We start from the raw sequence: 23301 nt of genomic DNA, 5'->3' as shown, positions 1-23301 counted from the left end.
TTAGAATACCTAGAATTAAATAATATATTTAAAACTCTGTCCTCATGTTTATTAATCTACCATTTACTCCTGCTTTCTTTAAATCTAATTGTAGCTTTTGTATTTTTTCTTTGTTTTGATAATTACCTGCCAACACCAAGAAATGCAAATCCCTATTATATTGGTCAATATAAACAAAGACATCTTCCAATCCTCCTTGCATTAGGTATTCACAATAATCTAATGCACCTTCAATTTCATCGAACTCAGCCACTTGTACAGCCCAGACATTTTGGGGAACTCGGTAGCCTTTTGCATCATATAAAAACGGTTCTTTAGGGTCAAAGGAGACATAAGGCGCAAAATAAGGCGTAATAGGAGCAATTTTACCAGACTGGTCTTTCAATGGAATAAACCAATCATTTTGTACAACTTCAAAACCCGAAAACTCTTCGTCTGTTCCTTTTATAAACAAATAATAGCTATTTCCCTCGTGCTTTACATCAACTGCCTTACCTTCTTTATCAAATGAAAATACAGTAACAAGTCCGTAAAGTGATTTATCTTCTGTTGGGATTTTGTCTTCTTCAATATTTGGAGGAAGCTGAGAGGCAACACGAATAAAATCCATCATTCCATCACTATTATAATCTCCAAATGTGAATGTTTCACCATATATACTTGCAAAAGAATTAGCTGTTACATTATTACGGTCAGTTACATCAAATAAATTATAACAACGATACAAACAACCTTTGTGCAAACAATCTTCTCTAAAGCTAAAGAAACAAACATACTTTCTTCCTAAATATTCAAATTCATAAATATCTAAAAAGTTAGAAATATTTTTTTGACTTCCTCTTTCAGAATCACAATAAAAATTATATTCTTTTCCATTAATCAAAAGACCTGTTGGATTGGGATTTAAGATATGATGGTATTGAGGACCATTGACAAAGTAAACTGAAAAATCACCATATAAACCAGAATAAACGGTAAGTGTAGTGTCTCCTTTTTCATCAAATCCTGAAGGCAAAGGATGTGATTTTACTTCTACTTGTTCTTGAACAAGCATAGGGAAATTGTAAATAGCTTGTGCATTAGTAGTTTGATTTAAAGCCAAGAAAACAAAAGCAGAGCATAAGAATAGAATATATTTTTTCATAATAAAAAAGGCATTTTGAACTATATTAAAAGTCAAATTAGAATCAAGTATTTTAGAGAATAAGAAATAAAAAGTTGAAAAAATGGAATTAGAAAGATAACTTTTATTTTTCTAATCAAAACTACATATCCAAAATACGAACCAAAAATGTTATTTGTATTGTATTGAATTTGTTTTATAGCTTTATTTAAGGTTCAATTTAGCTAATTTTATAAAAAACAGAAAATTCTTAATTCTGATATTTTTTACTCTTTACTATTACTTTTTTTTGCTTGATTATTTAATTTTTCAATATGATGATAAATACTGTGCAAGTTATTTAACTTCTGCAATAACTCTTTATCTGTTGCTTTTTTTTCTTGTACTAAATTATGCAATTCTTTACTTTGTTGTACTAACTTTGGAAATACAACCTGAATCTCTTTTTTCAAAATTTGATTCTCTGTTTTCTCAAAATAAGCTGGTAACTCAGAGTTTGAGAGGTTTTTAGCAGCTTCCAGAAGCTCATCAGAATCATTTTTGACAGGTTCAAAATCTCCATCTTCAGCAGGATGAAAAGTAAGTGCAATCGCTTGATGCAATACTTCTAATTCTTCCCAAACAGTGGTTTGTTTTGCATCTTTAGTATATGAGTTGGCAATTACATTTGCTCTATCAGTTATATCAAAAAAATTATAGCAAAAATAAGTAAGATTATCATCAGTAAAGTCATTTTCTTTGGGACTTACAAAACTAACATATTTTCTATCTAAATATTCAAATTCATAAATATCTAAGAAATTGAAAACATGTTTTTTAGTTTCTCTTTCTGAATCACAATAAAAACCATATTCTTTTCCATCAATTATAAGCCCTATGGGGTTAGATGTGATAGTCCCAAAACATTGGTAGGGATTGACAAAATATATTGCATAATCTTCATAAAATCCAGTAAAAATAGTTATAGAAGTATCTCCTCTTTCGACAAACCTAGACGGTAAAGGATGGTATTTTACTTCCATCTGTTCTTTTGTGAATTTAGAAAAATTATCAATAGTCTGTGCATTAACCGATGAAAAAAAGATTAGAATATTAAATGTTAAAAGAAGAATTGAATTATGTTTTTTCATGATTTCTTAAACTTTACTGATATTACTTTTTTTCTGTTTCTGACCTTTATAAAAAGCTGTAAGCTCTTTTACACGTTCATCAAATGTAATTTTTTCGGCATCAAATTCATCTAAAACTACTTTTGAAAAAAATTCTTTAATATTTTCTGTGTGATTTGTTCTTCGTCCGTTGGTCAAATTAATAAATACCAATTTCATCCAAAGGAGTGATTTTAATTGCGTTTCGTCTTTGTTAAGCATTCTACATTCAATCATCAAATTAGAATCATCATAAAAAACAGTTGCTGTTCGAATTACAATTTCTTCTCCATAAACAGCCGAGCGCAAATAAGCCAACTCTTGTTTCTGAACTACCCAACCTTTCTTTTCTTCGTTGATAAAATCTACTAATTTCCAACCATAATCATAAGTAACTTGGTTATCTCTGCCATCTAAGAAATAATCCAAATATCTTCCGTTATTTAGGTGTCCATACGGGTCGCAGTCTTGAAAACGAACAAGAAATTCAGTTTTTGATAACGGATTTATTTTGTGTTTTGGTTGAGGAAGTTGCATAAGAAAAGTTACGAGTTAAAAATGATTACAAATAATTTGAATTTACAAAACTACCTAATTTTGATTGAATGTTTTTGTTTAAAATTCTAAAAAATAGGGCAAACTCACGAAACATAGGTAGGGTTCAATCAAGGACTTTTAAACCTGTTTTCTTAGTTTTATATCTTAATGACTTTTATAGTAAACAAAACATCAATGATTGCCAAAAATAGAGCTGCGTAGAGAAAGTAATAATATTTATTTGTTGTTGTATCAATCTGTTTAACACCTCTTACTTCTCCTTGAATAGCTTGTATAGAGTTTATCAGACGCTGAACATCATTTTGAACTTCTCCAATTTCAAAATATTTCCCTCCTGTTTGATTGGCTAAATCCTGTAAATCTGTTGGATTTAGTTTAGTAATAATTGTTTCTCCATTGCGTTGGTCTTTTTTGAAACCACTTCCAGAAGGTATTTTGCCACCTTTTTCTGTTCCGATTCCTAATGCAAAGAGTTTGATGCCCAAATCTTCAATTTCATCGATGGCATCATCAGTTTCTTCTCCAAAATCCTCGCCGTCACTTATCATTATAATAATTTTAGAGTTTGTTTTGGTGTCTTTATCATTTTCAAATTTTTCTAATGCCATTTTCAAAGGAGGAGCAAAATCAGTTCCTCCACTCGGTACAAGTCCAGTATTTAAAGATTCTAAAATTAACCTTAATGCACTTTGGTCGCTTGTAAGTGGACATTGTAGAAATGCCTCCGATGAAAAAATGATAATCCCCTGTCTATCAGATGGGAAAGCAGCCGTAATTCCTTTAAGTTCGTGCTTGATGCGCTCCATTCTTGAAGGCTGAATATCTATTGCATCCATCGAACGAGATAAATCTACTAAATAAAAAATATCCTTTCCTACACTCTTTACTTCTTGCTTTGTTTCTCCAAAAGAAGGTCCCAGTAAAGCCAAAATAAGTAGAATAAAATAACTACTTCGGAGTAAAAACTTTAACCAAACATATTTTGAAGAAGTACGAAGGTATTTTGCTTTTTTGTGTGTTCTGAAAATATAAAGTCCATATAAAAGCAAAAAAACAAGAATAAATACAGTTTCAAGAATCCCTAAATCATTGTTCCAAATCATAATTATAATAAAATCTCGTGTCGAATTAATTTTAAACTTTCCAAAAATATTTTAATAAAATAATTGAGTGAAAGTAAGCAAAAACTATGATTTATAGGAACTTTTTAGTGTAATTTATCAAATTTCTTATCAAAGACTAGAAAAGAAATATGTTTATGTATTTAATAGATTGAAACGTATTTGTCGAATTTATTCAGGGTTTGTTTAGAGAAAATTGAAACTCCTAAATTCTTTTTGTATCTTTTAGTTTCTTTTGTTGAGTCCTTGAGTTTTTTAAAAAATTCTTGGGGGTTAAATTCTTATGATTATGAATATCAAACATCTAAAAATTAGTCAAAAACTAGCTATTCTGTTTTCAGGATTGTTTGTAATGCTTTTGCTTCATTATTTTTTAGTTTTTAGGTTAGATGCTAATATTTTAGATGACGGAACAAAATTAGATATTGCACAGCGAAATGGAATGTCTATTCAACAAGCTATTTTTTACCTTCGAAATGTTGTAGATGGCAATCAACAAACTGACCTTAATGACCTTAGTAATCGTGTTAGTTCTGTGAATTCAAATTTAGCTATTCTTCAAAATGGAGGTGTTTATAAAGTTCGTTTCGATGAAAAAGTTGAAGTACAACCTGTTTCTGATGACATTAGTAATCAGTTGCTTTCCTTTCAACGCCTTTGGAAAGAGTTTGATAAGCGTTTTACAAAAATAAGAACGACTAGTCAATTACACCACGATAGTGTTCTTGTTTATTATGTTCCTGAAAGTACAACTAATTCGGTAAATCAGCTTTCAGCAGAAGATGATTTGTTTTCTTTAGGAGATTTAGGTCTTGGTAGTTTAGATGGTGGATTAGATGATTTGGGTTCAATTTCCTTTGATGATAATGCAGCAAATACAGCTCTCTCTATCAATTATAGAAAAATGGAATATCAGTTTGATAATGTATTGAATGGAAATATTGCCCCAGATGTAAATTTTATTATCCGTAATGCTGAAAAACTTGTTCTGCTCAATAAAAATTTAGAAAACTCTCTCTCTACTCGTTTATATTACGATCAAATTCGCTTACGTTATTGGATGGTAGCACTTTTTTTAATTAATGCTGTTATTATTGGCTTGGGTTATTGGTTTGTCGTCAAGACTTCTCTACATCCACTTCTAAAAATCCGTCAGCTTATCAATCGTTTGGCAGCAGGTGATATTTCTCGTACACTTTTAGCTCGTTCTCACGATGAAGTTGGTAATCTGATTCAAGATTTGAGTCGTTTTTCACAAGGACTGGAACATATTACAGACTTTGCAACTCAAGTAGGAAAAGGAAATTTTGATAAAGATTTTGAAGTACGAAGCAAGAAAGATACATTAGGTTATGCTCTTTTAGAGATGAGAAATGACTTAAAACAAAATGCAGAAGAGGATAAACGCAGAAATTGGGCAAATGAAGGAACAGCTAAATTTTCAGATATTTTGCGCCAACATGCACAAGATATGCAAGCGCTGTCGTATCAACTCATTTCTAATTTGGTTCATTATTTAGAAGCTAACCAAGGTGGAATTTATAGCTTAGAAAAAGAGGGGCAAGATGATGATGCAAAGTCAAATCTTATTTTGAAAGCTGCATACGCTTACAATAAACAAAAATTTATAGAACAATCCATTCCTGTCGAACAAGGACTTTTAGGACAAGCAGTTATGGAAAAAGGTCATTTGTATTTTAATCAAATTTCATCTGACTATATTCGTCTTACTTCTGGATTAGGAGAAGCCACGCCAAGTTATTTATTGATTGTTCCTTTGATTTCGAACGACGAAGTACATGGTGTTATTGAAATTGCTTCCTTCAAGCCAATCAAAGAATATCAACTTGCTTTTGTTATTAAGTTATCTGAAAGTATTGCAGCCACACTTTCAAACGTACGAAGCAATGAACGTACAAAGTTGCTTTTAGAAGAATCTCAAATGTATGCCGAACAGATGAGAGCGCAGGAAGAGGAAATGCGCCAAAGTATGGAAGAACTCACAACTACACAAGAAGAATTAGAAAGAATTCAAATTGACTTGAAGGAGCGTTTGGCTAATTATGAAGGTGTTGTAAATAGTACCAAAAGTATGATTTTGGCTCTTGATGAGGAATATAACATAAAGGTTCTGAATCGTTCGTATGCTACTATGTTACGAAGGTTGAAGGGAACAGAAGTGCCGAATGGCTCAAATATTTTAGAGATTCTGACACAAGAGCAATTAGAATATTGGAAACCATACTACGAACGTGCTTTGGGTGGGGAATCTTTTACAATGGTTTCGAATATCAAAAACTCTGAATTTGAAGATTTATATTATGAATTAGAATTTTTCCCTCTTATTACCGTTGGTGGAGGAATTACAGGTTTTGCAATTGTAAACAGAGAAGTAACTTCACTTAATCCTGTTCGATTTACAGAATATGAAGATATTATTCCGATAGAATAAAAAAATACGGATTTGATTTATTTTTATTTAAAATTTCTCTTCAAAATAGATTTTAGTTCTTTTTCTGTTGGCAAACTATCTTTCAAATTATCAGGTATTTTTTTACTTACTGAATACGAAACCACTCCCATAGGTTTAGAAACATCTCTCAACGCATACTCTACGATTGTATTGTTTTTTGAGCTACATAACAACAATCCAATAGAAGGCAAATCTTCTTTTTGTTTAAGTAAATCATCAACAGCAGAGAGATAAAAATTGAGTTTACCTACATATTCAGGCTTAAAATCATCAATTTTGAGTTCTACAACAACAAAACATTTTAGTTTATAATGATAAAACAATAAATCTATATAAAAATCTTGATTACCTATTTCTAAATGATATTGCTTTCCAATGTATGAAAAACCTTTTCCCAATGAGAGTAAAAAATCTGTAATATTTTTGACTAATTCACTTTCCAAGTCTTTCTCTTTCATTTTATCATTTTGAGAAATAAAATCAAATATGTATTCGTCTTTAAAAAGTTGCGTAATAGATTCGGCTTCACTATTTGAAAAATGAGTATCAAAGTTATTTGGTAATGAACCAAAACTCTTATGAACTTCTAGCTTAATTTGATGTTGCAAAACTCTATATGACCAACCTTCTTGAGCTGATTTGTTTATATACCATGTTCTAATTCTCTCTTCTGAAAATGTGTTGAGTAACAAAACATGATGAGACCAACTTAATTGTGCAGACACTGTCTGCACAATTAGAAAATTGGGATAAGCCTCTGCAAACTTTCTCATATTCTTTAGATTTCTTACAGAAAAACCTTTTATAGTAGGAAAATCCGTCAATAAATCTTTTGATAGTGTATCTATTACTTTTGCGCCCCAACCTTTTTGTTTTTGTTTTTCTAAAATTATCTTTCCTATTTGATAATACAAGTTCAAAAGCTCTTGATTAACTTTTGTGATAGCAGTTGTTTGAGATTGCTTTACTACCTGTTTTACTTCTAAAAATAAATTTTGATATTCTTTAATTTCCATGTGGTTTTTTTAATTTTATGGATTAAACTTGTATCAATATAAACGTTACTCAAAAACTCTCACTTCAATTCTGCGATTTAGTTCTCGTCCTTCTTTTTCATCATCATTACTTGCTATTGGTCGCTCTTGCCCATAACCATTTGCTTTTAATCTCGTTTTTTCTATCCCTTTATTTACCAAAAAATCAATAACACTCTGCGCCCTTTCTTTAGATAAAACAAGGTTTTTTGATGCACTTCCAATATTATCCGTATGTCCAATAATTTCCAAGCTAAGTTTTTGATTTTTATCTAAAAATACGGCTACCTCTTCTAGCATTTTATAGGATTCTGACTTTAAAACAGCATTTCCATTTTCAAAATAAATATTTTTTAGTGTAATGCTTTTGCTAGAATTATCTGCTAGTTTTTGTAATGATTTTATATTTTCTGATTGATTTGTTTCCTCTTCTTCTACATATAAATAGGCATTAATTACATAACTTTTAGAATTTCGCTTTGCAAGATTGTAAGGGTTTAATGAAATTTGGTCTTGATAAACTAATCTGTTCTGATGACGAATTTCTATATCAAAAACAGTTTTATTTTTTAGCTTCGCTGAATAACTAGAAATTATTTGTTTATAAGTATTTACTTTGCTTTTCAAATATATTGGAATATTAATTTTATAATTCCCTTCTTCATCGGTTTGGGTTTGGAAAGTTGCGCTATCTATTGCATAATTTATACTTTTAAAAATAACATTCGCATCTTGAACAGGCTTTTTATCTATTGTTCGCTCTCTAAACTGTCCCTTTACTTCTACCGAATCAAAAAAGAAAACTTCATAAATATCATCTCCTCCTTGTCCTTTTATTCTATTAGAAACAAAATAACCTAACTGCTTTGTTTGATTATTTGAATTATCTATGCTAAAATAAAGGTCATCAGCAACACTATTTATTGGGTAAGGAAGCAATAATGGATTTGTCCATTCTCTTGAAACTGTATCAAATTCTGCTTTAAAAATATCAAAACCTCCTGCTGTCTTTACTCTATTTGAACTAAAATAAAGTGTGTTATTTCTATCCAAAAAAGGAGTTACTTCATTTGATTTGGAGTTCAGTTTATTCAATAACTTAGGTTCTTCAAAATCGCTATCAATGTCTTCTCTACTTGACACAAAGAGTTCATAGTTTCCTTTCGATTTGTAATCAGAAGCAAAAACAATCGTTTTTTTATCATCAGAAAGACAAGCATACTCTTGAATTCCTCTTTCTTTACTCAATGTTTGAGAAAATAATTGAGGTGTTTGCCAAACTCCTTTTTCACGCTTGAGTGTTTTTAAGTCTCCATTTTGAGAAATCAAAAATGTCTTATCACTGCTTGTAAGTTCGTATTTCAGAATCTGTAAGATGCTAAATTGCGAATCCAAAGACTCTGATTTATTCCACTCTTCGATTTCTTTTACTATTCCATTTTTTTCTATTTTAGCATTGTAGAGTGTAAATATTTGAGTGTCGTAAGTATCCGTAAGTTTCTCTTTAAAAGTAAGGCGATTACTACTATAAATCAAATTATCAGAAAACGGTATTTTGCTTACCCCAAAATCGTGAAAAGGAGAATTAATGTGCTGCCCCATATTTCGGACAAGATAATTTTCTGGTGTTTGATAAAGCTCTAAAGCTGTTCGGAGATGAGAAAGCAGCCTATCATACGTTTCTATTCTATTTTTTGGATTTTGGTCTGCATAGAGTTTCAGCATTTCTAAAGCGTTTCCAAATTCTTCATTCAAAAAATAGGCTTCTGCTAACCAATAAAAATAATGTGTATTTTCTTTTAGATGATTTGTATTAACTGCCTTCAATTCGTCTAAAGCTGTTTCCTGTAAATGCAAATGTAGCTTACAAAGAGCAGCATAATATTTTGCATCTTGATGTAGGTTATTTTCCGATTTTATTTCTTCAAAATAATAGAGCGCACTTCTGTATTTAGCACTTCTGAAGTCTTCTTTTCCATTCAAAAAAAACTCCTTTTCATTATAACCAATTTGTGAAAAACAAAAAGGAATATTTATAAAAATCAATAAAGCTATGACTATTATTTTTTTCATATTTCATCAAAATAATCTACTGTACTATCTATCTTTCCTTTAATTAAAGTTAGTTTCTATTTTAGTTTTAAAAATAGTATATTTATATCTGAGTAATTTAGAGTAAAAAAACAATTTCTCAAAACTATGAATTTAGAAGTATTCTTAAAGAAATATGCAGCAAATATTATAGGCTTTTCTATGGCTGTTTGTAATTTAATTTGGCTTTCATTTAATGTTTGGGTAATAAAAACTTCTTTTTTTCCACAAGGTCATTTTTATTGTTTTAGACCTCCTTTATGGACTACCTTCTTAGAGTCAGCTATTGCATTATTGGGAATGTATATAGCTTTTTTGATATTTAATAGAAAAGTAAGTTATTTAAAGTGGTCTTTGATTGATATAGTAATTATGATTATAACTTTTGCGATTACGTTATATGTTACGTAGTTATAAAAAATAGCTTTGAAAGTTATTCTAGTATCAGTATATTTTCAAAGGTATTTGATAGACTTTACTCTAAAGTCAAAATCAATAAAGTAAATCCCTACAAAAACAATAAAGAAGAATCTCCATAACTCAAAAAACGATACTTATTATCAAGTGCAGCTTGATAGATTTTCTTCCAGTCTTTTCCTATAAACGCAGCAACAAGCAAAATAAGTGTAGTTTCGGGCATATGAAAATTAGTAACTAACGCATCACAAACACGAAAAGTATAAGAAGGGAGAATGAAAATTTCGGTTTCGCCTGTTAGTTTTTCTTGATTAGAATCATTCATATACTTCAAAATGGCTTCAAAACTTTCCTTTTTAGAAGGCAATTTTATTTCAGAATCATAGCTATAAGGTTCTAATTTTTCAATAAAGAATTGTACCTCATTTTTCAATAAAACTTTTGTTCCATACCAATACAAACTCTCCAAAGTTCGCATAGAAGTAGTTCCGACAGAAGCGACTTTTTCCGAATCAATAATACTTTCTATATTTTCTTTTGTAACCACAATCTGTTCGCAATGCATTGTGTGTGTAGCTACATCTCCAGCATTTTCTTTTTTGACAGGTTGAAAAGTTCCTGCTCCTACATGTAACGTAAGTTCGTTTGTTTTGATATTTCTCTTTGCCAAATCTTGAAGAACATTTTCAGTAAAATGTAATCCTGCTGTCGGTGCTGCGACTGCTCCTGCTGCCTTGCTATAAATAGTTTGATAGGTAGAGGAATCTTTCTGTTTTGCTTCTCTTTTTATGTAAGGAGGCAAAGGCATAACTCCTAACTTTTCCACAATATCTACAAAAGGAATTTGAGTTTTTTCTGTTGAATTAGGATTATTATTTTTCCATTCTAACTCTATCAAAAGCTCTTTTCTATCTGCTATCTTGGCTTGAATCAGAACAGTTTGATTATCAATTTCTAGCTCCCTTTCCAAAACCAATCCTTCTTTCCACCTTTTAAGATTCCCTACAACGCACTTCCAAGTACATTTTTCTGTACTAAGCATTGCTTCGCTAACATCAGCAGTTGGTAAGATTGGGTGTAGCAAAAATATTTCTATGGTTGCACCTTTTCCATTTTGTCCCTTTTGTGTTGCCTTTTTTTCAAATAAAAGACGTGCAGGAATAACCTTAGTATTATTAAAATATAAGGTATAATCTTCACTCAAAAAATCTGTAATTTCTGTGAAATGATGATGCGAAATAGCTCCCTTATTATAAACTAAAAGCTTTGAGCTATCTCTTTTTTCTAAAGGGTTTTGGGCAATTCGCTCACTTGGCAAATGATAGGTATAATCTTCTAAATTTATCTTTTCCACAGGGCAGTTATCAGTTATCAGTAAACAGTTATCAGTTAATTTCTAATAACTTTAATCTGGTTTGATAAAAAATCATCGAATATATTGTGTCAAATTAACTCCTAAACAGTTTTTTTATAAAAAAGCTAATCGTAATTTTTAATTCGTAATTGATTGAAAATTAGTTTAAAACTGAATTGGTTACATTAAAAGTCATCTTGACTGTTCTGCCATCATCTAAAAAATCAACTTTATCAGCTAGATTTTTCACTAAGAAGATTCCTCTTCCTCCAATAGTCAAGAGATTTTCTGGTGCAGTTGGGTCAGGCAAAGCATCTGGGTCAAATCCTTTTCCTTGGTCTTTTATCGTAAAAAACAGTTTTTCCTTTGCTACTTCTAAGCTCAAATCTACTTCTTTATTTTTATCTTTTCCATTTCCATGAATAATGGCATTATTTACAGCTTCGGTAACAGCAACCATAATATTTCCGTATATATCATCATTTAGATTAAATTTATCACGAGCATTATCTATAAAACTCTCTACAATACGAATATTTTCTAACAGGGAAGGGATTTTGATGTGCAAAACTGATTTCATAATAGTTGATGTGTTGCAATATGAAGGGTAAAAAGGAAATTAATATTGATTGATGAATGAAGTAAACAGAATATTTTTTATTCTAAAACCATTCTCAATAATTAGTTTTTTATGATTATTGCTAGTTGAATAGCATAAGATTATAGATACAAATATCAAATATAAGGATTGCTGTAAAAACAAACTTATTTATTCTCACTTATTTTTGTTTTTTTCGGTATTTATCAGAAAAATATTGAATAGATGAGAAATTATTCTAACCAAATTATAACGCAAATACTCCTCATAACGTTCTAATCAAACTAATTATTCAAATAATCCTATTACTTTACTAACCATGATACAAAAAGCTATTTCATGTTTCTTCTCTTATATATTCTTAGCAATAGTTCGATTTTATCAATATTTTGTTTCACCTATGCTTCCTCCTCGTTGTCGTTATACACCAACTTGTTCAGTTTATATGGTCGAATCCATCAAAAAACATGGTGCTTTCAAAGGAGGTTGGAAAGGACTAAAACGAATAGGAAGGTGTCACCCTTGGGGTGGAAGTGGATATGACCCAGTTGATTAAAAACAAATGACATTTTTTTTATTAAAACTGACAAAAAGACATTTAAAAACCTTTAGTTTAACAGTATAACTTATAAGCAATCTTAATTTTATGCTATTTTTTCATTATTTTTATTAGCTTTTCTTAGAAATTGTTAATCAAATTGACAACTAGACAAATTAGTACGAATTTAGTAATAAGATTAATAAATCAAAACGAAAATCATACAATGCAGTTTATAAACCAAATAATATACTGCGTTTCATTATAATTATAAAATTAACACTTAAATTAAATCAATCTAAAACATGAAAAGATTAGGATTATTTTTTATTGCCTTACTCTCTGCTATTGTGGGTGGAGGAGTTGCCTTGGGTATTTATTTAAACTTTTTCACAACACAAGGTCAAAGTAACTTTCAGAACACAAATCAACCTTTTGTACAGACGGGATTTGGAAATCCAGACCCTTTAAACCCAACTCTTTCTCCTCAAAACTTGAGTTTTGTAGAAGCAGCCAAAAAAGCTACTCCAGCCGTAGTTCATATTCAGACCTTTGGAAATCCTGCTTTGATGAGTAATCGTCAGCAAGATTCAATGGAAGACCTTTTTAGAGATTTTTTTGGACAACAATCGCCTAATAGAAATCGCAATAAGAATGAAGTTAGAATGGGTTCGGGTTCAGGTGTTATCATCGAAAAAAATGGTTATATCGTAACCAATAATCACGTCGTAGAAAATGCAACTCGTATTGACGTGGTTATGAATAATCAAAAAAGCTATACAGCAGAACTTATCGGAACAGACCCAAGCACGGATTTGGCTGTTCTGAAAATTGAAGCAGACGAGGAGCTGATGCCAGTTCAGTTTGGAAATTCTGATAATTTGCAGGTAGGCGAGTGGGTACTTGCTATTGGAAATCCGTTTGACCTTACCTCTACCGTAACGGCAGGAATTGTAAGTGCAAAGGCTAGAAATATTAATATTTTGCGTCGTCAAGATGGATTAGGTGTTGAAGCATTTATACAAACAGATGCTGCAGTAAATCCAGGTAATAGTGGAGGTGCATTAGTAAATGTAAACGGACAACTTGTTGGAATAAATACAGCGATTGCTTCTCAAACAGGCTCTTTTGCTGGATATTCTTTTGCTGTTCCTACGGCGATAGTAAAGAAAGTATATACAGATTTGAAAAAACATGGTATCGTTCAGCGTGGTCTTTTGGGTGTGCAAATTAGAGATGTAACAGCAGACCTTTCTAAAGAACTAGATCTTTCTGTTGTGCGTGGAGTTTATGTAGCTGGTGTAACTGAAAATAGTGGTGCAATAGAAGCAGGATTAGAAAAAGGTGACGTAATTATTGAAGTAGATGATGTACAAGTAAATACTTCGGCGCAGCTTCAAGAGCGTATTGCAAGAAAACGTCCAGGAGATAAGGTAGAAGTTGTTTATCTTAGAAATGGTAAAGAGAGAAACACAAATGTAGAACTCAAAAATCGTTTGGGAACAACTACACTAATTACAAATGAGGCTGGTAAGATGATGAATATTGAATCTCTAGGAATAGAAATTCAAAATATCTCTCCAGAGATGGCTACCAAAATCGGAACGACAGGTGTAAAGATAGTTTCTATTGATGATGGAAAATTTAAAGAAGCACAAGTTCCTGAAGGATTTGTTATTACACACATAGACAAAGAAAAAGTAGATACTTCTGCTGATGTAATCGAATTTTTAGAAGGAAAAACAGGAGGTGTTTTGATTGAAGGCTTTCACCCAACAGGTAGAAGAGGTTTTTTTGCTATTGCAATGTAAACTTTAGCTTTCTTAGATTAAATTTTTAAAGAAAAGTCAGATAGTCTTTGAGCTATCTGACTTTTTTGTGTTTTGAATAATCTTTCAATTTTCATCTATCCACACCAAATCTTCATCTAAACCTTGATTTTGCTTTTTTACTTTATCTCTAGAATTAAATCTGCGTATGATAGTTCGTCTTGTTTTTTTAGGTTTTTTCGTTTTTTTATTTTTTCTATTAAATAATCTTGAATCCCTGCTCAAATCTGAATAAGCTAGAAAGAACAAAACTAAGAGTAAAGCAAGAGGAATAAGTATTAAATAAAAAGCTGTATAATCTACAAAATAGTCATACGATTTAATAGAAAGAGAGGTAAATAAAAGTTTACCTATCATTGTCATGCCTAATAAAAGACCTATAACAAGAGGTTGTTGTCTTTCAGAGGCTTGTGTAATCACTACGGCATAAATTAATGGTAAGATAGGAGCTAAGACAAAAGCTATTGCAGGAAGAAGCAATGAATAAGGCGAAATATCATCAAAAACAGCAGCTGGATAAATAGTCTGACTACCCAAAATATCCCCATTCCAAAGCACTAAAGACATAAGTCCTAAAACGCAAAAAACAAAAATCATAAAGCGTCCTGCTCTTTGTAAAATAACTCCAATAAATAAGCGACTGATTGCCATTACCAAAAATATAATGCCTAAAGCACCCAAGTCATAAAATTGTCTGTTATTTAAATCTATCAGTTTGGCAGCAAAAACATTTGCCCACTCTTCAAAATGAACATAAATAATAGAGGCAATGAAAACGCAAAATAAAGAGAGTAATAAAATAGAATTAACAAGTAACCCATTCAATGATTTACTAGCATGACGAAATTCATTTTTCCAAGATTCAGGAACAGAACGCAAAGGATAATGATAATGTAAAAATTGGAATCCAATAACAATGGCAAGAAATGGTAAAAGAATCCAATAGGCTTGTGTCCAAGAAGAGTCAATATCATTAATATAAGGCAGAAATAGAAGATAACTAAGTGCAATACCTAGTAAATACATTCCTTCTAAGTGCATTATTCGTCTTGCATGTTGTCCCTTATGCTTTGATTCTAAACTAACAAGCCAATAAGCAGCCAAACGAACAAGAGCAAACGAACCACCTGTGAGAAAAAATAAAAATTCAGCTAAAGCAAAATTATGAGTTTGAAAAGATACAGCAATAGCACAAACTGCCATTAAAGACAAACAAGCAACAATTATATTACGAGCCGACCAACGAGGAACAATGATAGCACCTACTATGGTAAAGATAATATAACTAATATCACGAATATTCATCAAAATAGTTGTTTCACTACTACTTCTATCATATGAAAAAACTGCTCCCAAAACAGCAAATGCAGCAGCATGGTAAAGAACGCCGTATATAAGAAAAGCACTACCCAAAACAGCTGTAATAGGAAGTTCGGGACGTTTGTAGATTCTTTTTGAACCTTGTCCTATTTTTGTGGTATTCAAATCAATTTTAATTGATTTTTCTATTTTGTTTGGCTTTGTATCTAAGTTATTCTCCAATTGCAGTTACGATAAAGGAAATTAGAATAAAACTATTTCCTGTTTTTTAATAGATTTTTAGAAAAAACTAATTAAGCACAAAATACATGATTTTGATAGATTCTCAAACCTTGTTTCTTCTCAGAGGTCTGTAAATATTGAATGTACTGCTGTTTTTTTGATAAAGTTTTGATTTTAAGGCTTTTTTGAAGATAAAAAAACACTTATACGCATATTATTAAAATAAGTTTAGATAGATTGTCAAAAAAAATGAAATAAAATTTGCATACCGTGTTTTTTCTTGATTTATTTGTAAGTAGAATAAAGAATAAAAGATACTTTGCTCAAAATTTAGATAACCTTTAGAGAGGTGTCCGAGTGGCTTAAGGAGCTCGCTTGGAAAGCGAGTATACCCCAAAAGGGTATCGGGGGTTCGAATCCCTTCCTCTCTACAAAGTAACCAAATCTATCAAATTAGAAAGAAGAATTAAATGAACTAGAATTTTTTTTTTGATTATCTCAAACTAAAATGTTACTTTTAGGGCATAAAATGTATTCTTAATCTACTGTTACTCTTCAAAACCTGCTTTTTGAAATTTCAAATACCCGTTTTAAGATAAGAGTAATAGAACTTTATAGTTTGTGTTAATTCTAAAATAATTTTTTAGCAAAAACCTTTACTGGTACTGAAAACATTATTTTTTTTGACTGAAATTTTATTACTTTGTCAAATATTGCTTTTTTAATAAATTAAAATTGAATCATTTGGTATTTATTCATTCAAATGAAAATACAGCCCATTTAATTTTAATTTAGTTTATTATCAATAAATTTTACAACCTTAGCCCAAACTGCTAAACCTTAATCTATTAAGATTATTTACTCCGTAAATCACTCAGACTAATATGAAAAAATTATTTTCTCTGCTTGCCCTAATCTGCTTCTTTGCTATTGGTACAGCACATGCTCAACAAGATGACATGATGGTAAATCAAGACTCATTAGATAGAGTTCAAGATTCCATTGCTACTGCACAAGAACTAGCAGAGCAAGAAGCTGCTGCTGCACAAGCCAAATTAGACGCAGAAGCTGCTGCTGCAGTTCCTGTTCAAGAACAAACAACTCACGAAGCTATCAAAGAAAAATTTATTGAAGGTGGATGGCAATTTATGTCATTGGTACTTATCTGTTTGATTATCGGTCTTGCAGTTGCTATTGAGCGTATTATCGTTCTTAATCTTGCTTCAACAAACAAAGACAAACTATTAGCTAAAGTAGAAGATGCTCTCCGTGAAGGTGGAGTTTCTAGAGCGCAAGAAGTTTGTGCTGCTACTCGTGGTCCAATTGCTGATATTTTTGCACAAGGCTTAATGAGTGCTAATCGTGGCATCGAAATCGTAGAGAAAACAGTTATGTCTTCTGGTTCGGTAGAAATGAGTAAGTTAGAAAAAGGACTTATTTGGATTTCACTTTTTATCGCTCTTGCCCCAATGCTTGGGTTTATGGGTACTGTAATCGGTATGATTGGAGCATTTGATGCTATTCAAGCAGCAGGTGATATTCAGCCATCACTCGTAGCAGGTGGTATTAAGGTAGCACTTCTTACAACAGTAGGTGGTCTTATTGTAGCCGTAATTCTTCAAATATTTTATAATTATTGTGTATCTAAAATTGACTCAATTGTTACAGATATGGAAGATGCCTCTATTTCTCTTGTAGATTTGCTTATCAAACATGATCTTTCTAAGTAATTAGTTAACGAAAGAATTAATGTAGAGAATAGGTGTATTCATAAATTATTTTGAAGTAAATTCTATATAAATAATACACCTACTCTAATTTAGAAATAAGCTTATTAACATTTACTAGAATACTCATCTCAGACAAAATTTAGATAAAAAGAATTATGCAAAAATATCTTTCTTTAATAGTCTACGGTATAGTTGTCGTTTTATTCGTTGCTTTTGGAGTGTATGGCTGTTCAGGCTATCCTGCTCAAAAAGAACTCGCACTAAAGCAAGCCGTAGAAGAAAAAGGTTATACAGATGTTACTGATGACCAAATGGACGAACTCAAGGACAAAGTAAATTTACCAACAAAGGTAGAAGAACAAATTACAGGTAATGCAGTAGCAGATTGGTTTATTCCTCTCTCTTATGTACTTGTTGGCTTTGCAATGATTGCAGCTATTGTACTTCCTTTGATTTATACGGTTACTCAAGACCCAAAATCACTTGTCAAAATCGCTATCTCGTTAGGCGTTTTAGTCGTTGTTTTCTTTATCTGTTATGCTTTTGCTGATGCAACAGCTGTAAAAACACCCGATGAAGAAATGAGTGCAGAAGGTGCAAAATATATTGGAGGCGTACTTATTATGACATATGTTATGATTGCAGTCGCTTTCGTAGGAGCTATTTTTGGTGAAGTAAGCCGTTCATTTAGATAAAAAAATTATTATGGGAAAGAAAAAACGTGACGATGTAGGCGTAAATGCCAGTTCGATGGCAGATATAGCCTTTCTATTACTTATCTTTTTCTTAGTAACTACACGTATTGCTTCCGAAAAAGGAGTTTATAGAGATTTAGCACCTAAGCCAGAAGGAGAAGTTCCTCCTGTTGAACTCAATAAGCGAAATGTTTATAAGGTTATCATCAACTCTAGCAATGAATTACTTATTGAAGGAGAAGAAGGTACTATGAGTCAGATAAAAAAAGAGGTAAAAGCGCACGTAAATAACTACGGTGCTGATCCTGAGCTTTCTGTAAGTCCAAAAGATGCTATTATTTCAATCAAAACTGATAGAGGTACAGATTATACTACTTATCTAACAGTTTTAGATGAAATATTACAAGGATATAATGAACTTAGAGCAGAATATCTGACTAGAGAATTAGGTGAAAAAATTACTGTTGAGGATTTCTTAGAAATATCAAGACAGGATACGCAAGTAAACAAAGATCGTTATAAACTAGCTAAAGATAAATATCCTCTTAATGTATCTGATGCAGAGCCAACAGGTAGTGGAGGAGCAAAATAGTTATAAGCTCGTTAATAACTAAAATATGTTATAAGATATATAGAAATACCATTTCTAAACCAGAAATAGAATGCCTTTTAAAAAGAAAGCCAAACCGAATCCAGAGATACCTACCTCTGCTTTGCCAGATATTATCTTTATGTTACTTTTCTTCTTTATGGTTTCGACTGTAATGAGGGAAAATACACTTAAAGTAAACGTACTTTTGCCACAAGCAAATCAAGTACAGAAAATGGAAAAAGCCAATTTAGTAGCTAATATTTATATTGGTAAACCAAAAGAAGCAGACCAATTTGGTACAGCACCTCGTATTCAAGTAAATGATGTATTCATTACATTAGACCAAATTCAACAGTTTGCAATAGAATCTATGGCAAATGTACCCGAAGTAGATAAAAATCGTTTTCGTGTAGCTATAAAAGGTGATGTTGGTTTGGATATGGGAGTTGTGATAGATGTACGTGAAGAACTTCGTGAAACAGAAGCTCTTAAAATTTATTATGCAGCCTCCAAAGGAGAGGAATAGTATCATAAAACTAAAAAAAAGAAAAAGCCATTTTCAATTTATTGGGAGTGGCTTTTTTATGTATAAAAAATAATTGTATCTTAATTGTACTAAACTATTTCTACTATAAATTTTGATGATATGGAAAAAGAGTTTCTAACAAAAGTAAAAAATGAACTGGGTGATAATTATGCTCATTTTTATCAACTCAAAGAATATCCTCATATTCTCCTACAAGAATGGAAAGGATTCTGTATGCCTCAAGAACTGAAGGAAGGACATCAAAAAGTAATTGACTTAGTAACAGAACATCATTTTACTCATCTTATTTCAGTCATTGTAGAATTAGAAGGTTCTTTTGAAGAGGTAAATGAATGGTTTTTAAAGCAGTTCAATCCTAAAATGGTCGCACTAGGAATGAATTATGAGGCTATCGTTCAAAGTAAAAATCTTTTTTCTCAACTTTCTGCTGAAGAATTAGTAGAAAATAGCGAACTCAAAGAAATAGGTTATCACATGCGTTTGTTTGATTCCGTGGAGAAGGGTTTGGAGTGGTTTGAGGAAGAGAAATAAACTATATTAATTATATGAAACTGACGAAAATAAACTATTACTTTTTGATATTTATGCTATTTGGAATGACTTCTTGTGGTTTGAAATATGATAATAAAGTAGAGGCACTTCCAAAACAAGTACAAACAAAAATACATCAGCACGACGAATTAGTGAGAGCTTTGGAGATTGTTTCTTTAAAGATAAGGGACTATTCTGATTCTAAAGATAATTCTATACGTGATATCATCCAAAAAGAAACAAAAATGCTATTAGAAGCTGCTGATACAGTTATGGGTTTAGAAGTTTATCGTTTTAGTCTTACTTATCAAGGGGATATATTAGCAAGTCATGATAAATATCCAAAAGTAATGACCACAACCTCAAATATATATTGTTTATCTATTCAAGGCAAAACTAGTCATTTGTATTTGCCTATCTCTTCGGAAAGAATGGTAAATTATGGTTTTATTGAAGACCCTGTTTCTAAGGAAATAAAAAATTGGATTGAGTGTGATTCAGAGTCTTTTCTAAATTTGGATGGAAAGAAGTATAAGATTTATCTCAAAACTTATTCTTATGAATAATCAAACAAAATCCACATCAACCACCACCTGCATTTTCTTAAACGACTTATCTTTATAAAGCTCATCTATTTGAGATTGAATAAACTCTTTTGTTTTTACTAAATCAAACTGATTACGCTCTAATTTTATCAAAATAGCTTGTTGAAATTTATTTCTTATTCTTTCAATAATTGGAGCTTCGGGACCTAAAACACGCCCTGCACTAAGTTTGGCTTGTAATTTTTTGGATAAAATAAAAGCTGCTTTTTGTGCCATATCTCGCTCTTCATGCCTAACCATCAGCTTTATAAGTCGTGCAAAAGGAGGATAACTATACTGCTCACGCTCTACAATTTCTTGATTATAAAAGGTTTGATAATCATGTAAAGAAATGATAGCAAAAAGAGGATGTGATGGCGAATTGGTCTGAATGACAACTCTTCCATTTCCACTTCTACGCCCTGCACGTCCACTCACTTGCATAACTAGCTGCATAAAACGCTCTGATGAACGAAAATCTGGAAAAAACAAAATTCTGTCAGCATCAAAAACACCTACAAGATTTACTTTTTCAAAGTCTAGTCCTTTAGTTATCATTTGTGTTCCTACTAAAATATCGACTTCGTGCTTTTCAAAGGCATCAATAATTTTTTCATACCCTGTTTTTGTTCTTGTCGTATCTCTATCCATTCTTGCAATCCTACTTTCGGGTAACATCACTTGCAAATCTTCTTCTAACTTCTGCGTTCCGAAGCCTATCGGATAAACTTTTGTAGAACTACAAGCCGAACAGGTTTGAGGAATTTTTGTAGAAAAGCCACAATAATGACAACGCAATTCCTGCGCTCTTTGATGATAGGTAAGACTAACTGAACAGTTTTGACATTCTGGAATCCATTCGCATACTTCACAAGATAAATAAGGAGCATAACCACGTCTATTTTGAAAAAGCAAAACCTGTTCTTCTTTCTCCAAAGCTGTTTTCATTTGTTCAAAAAGCTCTAATGTAAACTGTTCTTTGAGTTCTTTTCGCTTTTTGGATTCTCTCAAATCTACTAATTGAATCTCTGGTAAAGTAGCCTCTCCAAAACGCTGCAAGACTTCCACTAAACCATACTGTTTTTGTTTGGCTAAATAATAGCTTTCAACAGATGGAGTAGCCGAACCCAAAACGACTTTTGCGTTATGTTTGTGAGCCAAAACGAGTGCAGCATCACGAGCATGATAACGTGGAGCAGGGTCATATTGCTTATAAGAAGGGTCGTGTTCTTCATCTACGATAATCAAACCCAAATGCTCAAAAGGCAAAAAAACAGATGAGCGAACACCAATTACAAAATTAATATCTCCATTCAAAACACCTTTCCAAACCTCTACACGTTCGTTATCCGAAAAACGAGAATGATACACACCAACAGCATTTCCAAAAATTCGTTTCAAACGAACTACAATTTGACTAGTAAGTGCAATCTCTGGCAAAAGCATCAAGACCTGACTCCCACTTTGCAGCACTTGTTCTATCAAACTGACATACATTTCTGTTTTTCCACTTCCAGTAACACCATGTAAAAGAACAGTCGATTTAGTTTGAAAATGCTCAAAGATTTGATTTACAGCTTTTTCTTGCGTGGAAGTTAGATTGATTGAAGATTCTGTTTGTGTCCATTCTTCAAACTCAAAACGAGAGAGTGTCTTTTCAAATTCTTCAAAAATACCATTTTTTATAAGTGTTTTTAATGAACTTGGCGACAAATTTTCTCCTAATAATTCCTTTTTCGAAATACTTTTTGGGTAGTCTTTTATTGGATTTTTGGAGAGATAAGTCAATAAAAGTTCTTCCTGTCTTGCACTTCTTGTTGTCTTTGTGAAAGCCTCTGCAACTCCTTCTTGTGTAGCATACTTTTCAGCAATTCTGATTTGCTTTTCTTTTAATGGAATATATTTTTCTTTTAATTCCTCAAAAATAATTACGATTCGTTTTTGTATAAGTTTTTTTATAATTTGATAAATATCTTGTAAATCTAGTTTTTCTCCTGCTTGTTCGTAAGTTAGTGAACTTTCTATTTCCAGTAGCTCTATCAATTTTATTTCTTCTTCTGACAAATCATAAAGTCTAGCAATATTTAGCTTTTCCTCTTCACTTACATTGATTTTATTTTTCCAGTCTGGGTGTAATTGCAACCTACTTGTACTGCTTAATTTCAATCCAGAAGGCAAAGTAGCATTCATTACCTCACCGACCGAACACATATAATAAGATGCAATCCACGACCAAAACCAAAGTTGAGTTTGTGTGATTAATGGCTCTTCATCTAAAAGCTCTAAAATATATTTTGCTGAATATCCTTTTGGAGCTTTCTCAGTAACTGTCTTTACAATACCTGTCAAAACTCGTTTTCTACCAAAAGGAACAACTACACGAACACCACTTTGAATAAAATCATTTAACTCAAAGGGAATACGATATGTAAAAGTCGTTTTTAAGGGAACAGGAATAATTACTTCTGCGAAAAGAGTCTTTCTTTCAGTAGAAATAGCATCTGAAGAGTCAGAAAAGGATTGAAAAAGCGACAAATTGAGTCTAAATTAAAAGTTATACAAAAGTTAAAAATAAGCCGAAAAAATAATTGTTGATACAACTATAAATAGTAATTTTCACAAGAATAATGGTATAAAGTTCGTCATTTTTTTGAAAAAAATAGCGTTTGAATTAACCTCAAACAAAAATATATTCAGATTTCACTTCATTTTTTGGAAAAAAACACTCATTTGTTTAATATAGGTAAATAAAAATCAGTATTTTTAACTTTTACTTTAAACAAAAAATTTAATTTA

General features: G+C 31.4%; 20 protein-coding genes and 1 tRNA gene. 11 read left to right on the top strand and 10 right to left on the bottom strand.

Annotated features, from left to right (window positions below):
• Positions 1–28: 28 nt before the first annotated feature.
• The 4 genes from WAF17_RS15410 to WAF17_RS15395 all read right to left on the bottom strand — a co-directional run bounded on the left by WAF17_RS15410 (position 29) and on the right by WAF17_RS15395 (position 3932).
• Positions 29–1144, bottom strand: a complete 1116-nt coding sequence (locus tag WAF17_RS15410; protein WP_338761389.1) for an SPOR domain-containing protein — start codon at positions 1142–1144, stop codon at positions 29–31.
• 245 nt (positions 1145–1389) lie between these two features.
• Positions 1390–2253 (bottom strand): hypothetical protein, encoded by an 864-nt coding sequence (locus WAF17_RS15405; protein ID WP_338761385.1) that lies wholly within the window; start codon positions 2251–2253, stop codon positions 1390–1392.
• A gap of 6 nt (positions 2254–2259) precedes the next feature.
• Positions 2260–2808, bottom strand: a complete 549-nt coding sequence (locus WAF17_RS15400; RefSeq protein WP_338761383.1) for an acyl-CoA thioesterase — start codon at positions 2806–2808, stop codon at positions 2260–2262.
• 158 nt (positions 2809–2966) lie between these two features.
• Positions 2967–3932, bottom strand: a complete 966-nt coding sequence (locus WAF17_RS15395; protein ID WP_338761381.1) for a VWA domain-containing protein — start codon at positions 3930–3932, stop codon at positions 2967–2969.
• 307 nt (positions 3933–4239) lie between these two features.
• Between WAF17_RS15395 and WAF17_RS15390 the strand changes: the two genes are divergently transcribed.
• The gene (locus WAF17_RS15390; RefSeq protein WP_338761379.1) at positions 4240–6402 is read left to right on the top strand and encodes a GAF domain-containing protein; all 2163 of its coding nucleotides are present in this window, start codon (positions 4240–4242) and stop codon (positions 6400–6402) included.
• A 23-nt stretch (positions 6403–6425) separates the two neighbouring features.
• Here the strand turns inward: WAF17_RS15390 and WAF17_RS15385 are convergent, their stop codons facing one another.
• Together WAF17_RS15385 and WAF17_RS15380 are read right to left on the bottom strand one after the other, a co-directional pair.
• Positions 6426–7439 (bottom strand): PDDEXK nuclease domain-containing protein, encoded by a 1014-nt coding sequence (locus WAF17_RS15385; RefSeq protein ID WP_338761376.1) that lies wholly within the window; start codon positions 7437–7439, stop codon positions 6426–6428.
• A 45-nt stretch (positions 7440–7484) separates the two neighbouring features.
• Positions 7485–9530 (bottom strand): OmpA family protein, encoded by a 2046-nt coding sequence (locus tag WAF17_RS15380; protein WP_338761374.1) that lies wholly within the window; start codon positions 9528–9530, stop codon positions 7485–7487.
• Between the two features lie 126 nt (positions 9531–9656).
• On the opposite strand from WAF17_RS15380, the gene WAF17_RS15375 reads away from it, so the two are divergent.
• Positions 9657–9959: a hypothetical protein gene (locus tag WAF17_RS15375; RefSeq protein WP_338761372.1), complete on the top strand. Its 303-nt coding sequence runs from the start codon at positions 9657–9659 to the stop codon at positions 9957–9959.
• Between the two features lie 97 nt (positions 9960–10056).
• On the opposite strand, the gene WAF17_RS15370 is transcribed toward WAF17_RS15375, so the two are convergent.
• A complete protein-coding gene (locus WAF17_RS15370) occupies positions 10057–11319 on the bottom strand; it encodes an S-adenosylmethionine:tRNA ribosyltransferase-isomerase (protein WP_338761369.1) in 1263 nt (420 codons plus the stop codon).
• 160 nt (positions 11320–11479) lie between these two features.
• Complete coding sequence (locus WAF17_RS15365; protein WP_338761366.1) at positions 11480–11899, bottom strand: ATP-binding protein; 420 nt, start codon at positions 11897–11899, stop codon at positions 11480–11482.
• Positions 11900–12236: 337 nt separating this feature from the next.
• Between WAF17_RS15365 and yidD the strand changes: the two genes are divergently transcribed.
• Together yidD and WAF17_RS15355 are read left to right on the top strand one after the other, a co-directional pair.
• A complete protein-coding gene (gene yidD, locus WAF17_RS15360) occupies positions 12237–12473 on the top strand; it encodes a membrane protein insertion efficiency factor YidD (protein WP_338761364.1) in 237 nt (78 codons plus the stop codon).
• A 287-nt stretch (positions 12474–12760) separates the two neighbouring features.
• Positions 12761–14266 carry a Do family serine endopeptidase gene (locus tag WAF17_RS15355; protein ID WP_338761362.1) on the top strand — a complete coding sequence of 502 codons (1506 nt, stop codon included), beginning with the start codon at positions 12761–12763 and terminating at the stop codon, positions 14264–14266.
• A gap of 84 nt (positions 14267–14350) precedes the next feature.
• Here the strand turns inward: WAF17_RS15355 and WAF17_RS15350 are convergent, their stop codons facing one another.
• Positions 14351–15826 carry an MFS transporter gene (locus WAF17_RS15350; RefSeq protein WP_338761359.1) on the bottom strand — a complete coding sequence of 492 codons (1476 nt, stop codon included), beginning with the start codon at positions 15824–15826 and terminating at the stop codon, positions 14351–14353.
• Positions 15827–16169: 343 nt separating this feature from the next.
• On the opposite strand from WAF17_RS15350, the gene WAF17_RS15345 reads away from it, so the two are divergent.
• The 7 genes from WAF17_RS15345 to WAF17_RS15315 all read left to right on the top strand — a co-directional run bounded on the left by WAF17_RS15345 (position 16170) and on the right by WAF17_RS15315 (position 20487).
• Positions 16170–16257: transfer RNA gene (locus WAF17_RS15345), tRNA-Ser, on the top strand.
• A gap of 453 nt (positions 16258–16710) precedes the next feature.
• A complete protein-coding gene (locus tag WAF17_RS15340) occupies positions 16711–17556 on the top strand; it encodes a MotA/TolQ/ExbB proton channel family protein (RefSeq protein ID WP_338761356.1) in 846 nt (281 codons plus the stop codon).
• Positions 17557–17711: 155 nt separating this feature from the next.
• Entirely contained in the window at positions 17712–18251 is a 540-nt protein-coding gene (locus WAF17_RS15335; RefSeq protein ID WP_338761354.1) for a hypothetical protein, read from the top strand.
• 10 nt (positions 18252–18261) lie between these two features.
• A complete protein-coding gene (locus WAF17_RS15330) occupies positions 18262–18843 on the top strand; it encodes a biopolymer transporter ExbD (protein ID WP_338761351.1) in 582 nt (193 codons plus the stop codon).
• A gap of 70 nt (positions 18844–18913) precedes the next feature.
• Positions 18914–19369, top strand: a complete 456-nt coding sequence (locus WAF17_RS15325; RefSeq protein ID WP_338761348.1) for a biopolymer transporter ExbD — start codon at positions 18914–18916, stop codon at positions 19367–19369.
• A gap of 120 nt (positions 19370–19489) precedes the next feature.
• Positions 19490–19921 (top strand): hypothetical protein, encoded by a 432-nt coding sequence (locus tag WAF17_RS15320; RefSeq protein ID WP_338761346.1) that lies wholly within the window; start codon positions 19490–19492, stop codon positions 19919–19921.
• Between the two features lie 14 nt (positions 19922–19935).
• On the top strand, positions 19936–20487 hold the full coding sequence (locus WAF17_RS15315; RefSeq protein WP_338761343.1) for a hypothetical protein: 552 nt from the start codon (positions 19936–19938) through the stop codon (positions 20485–20487).
• Here the strand turns inward: WAF17_RS15315 and priA are convergent, their stop codons facing one another.
• Entirely contained in the window at positions 20488–23040 is a 2553-nt protein-coding gene (gene priA / locus WAF17_RS15310; RefSeq protein ID WP_338761341.1) for a primosomal protein N', read from the bottom strand.
• Between the last annotated feature and the right edge of the window lie 261 nt (positions 23041–23301).

The organism is Bernardetia sp. ABR2-2B (assembly GCF_037126435.1).
Lineage (GTDB): Bacteria > Bacteroidota > Bacteroidia > Cytophagales > Bernardetiaceae > Bernardetia.
The sequence above is the reverse complement of the archived record's forward strand: the minus strand, read 5'-3'. Positions and strand labels throughout refer to the sequence as shown.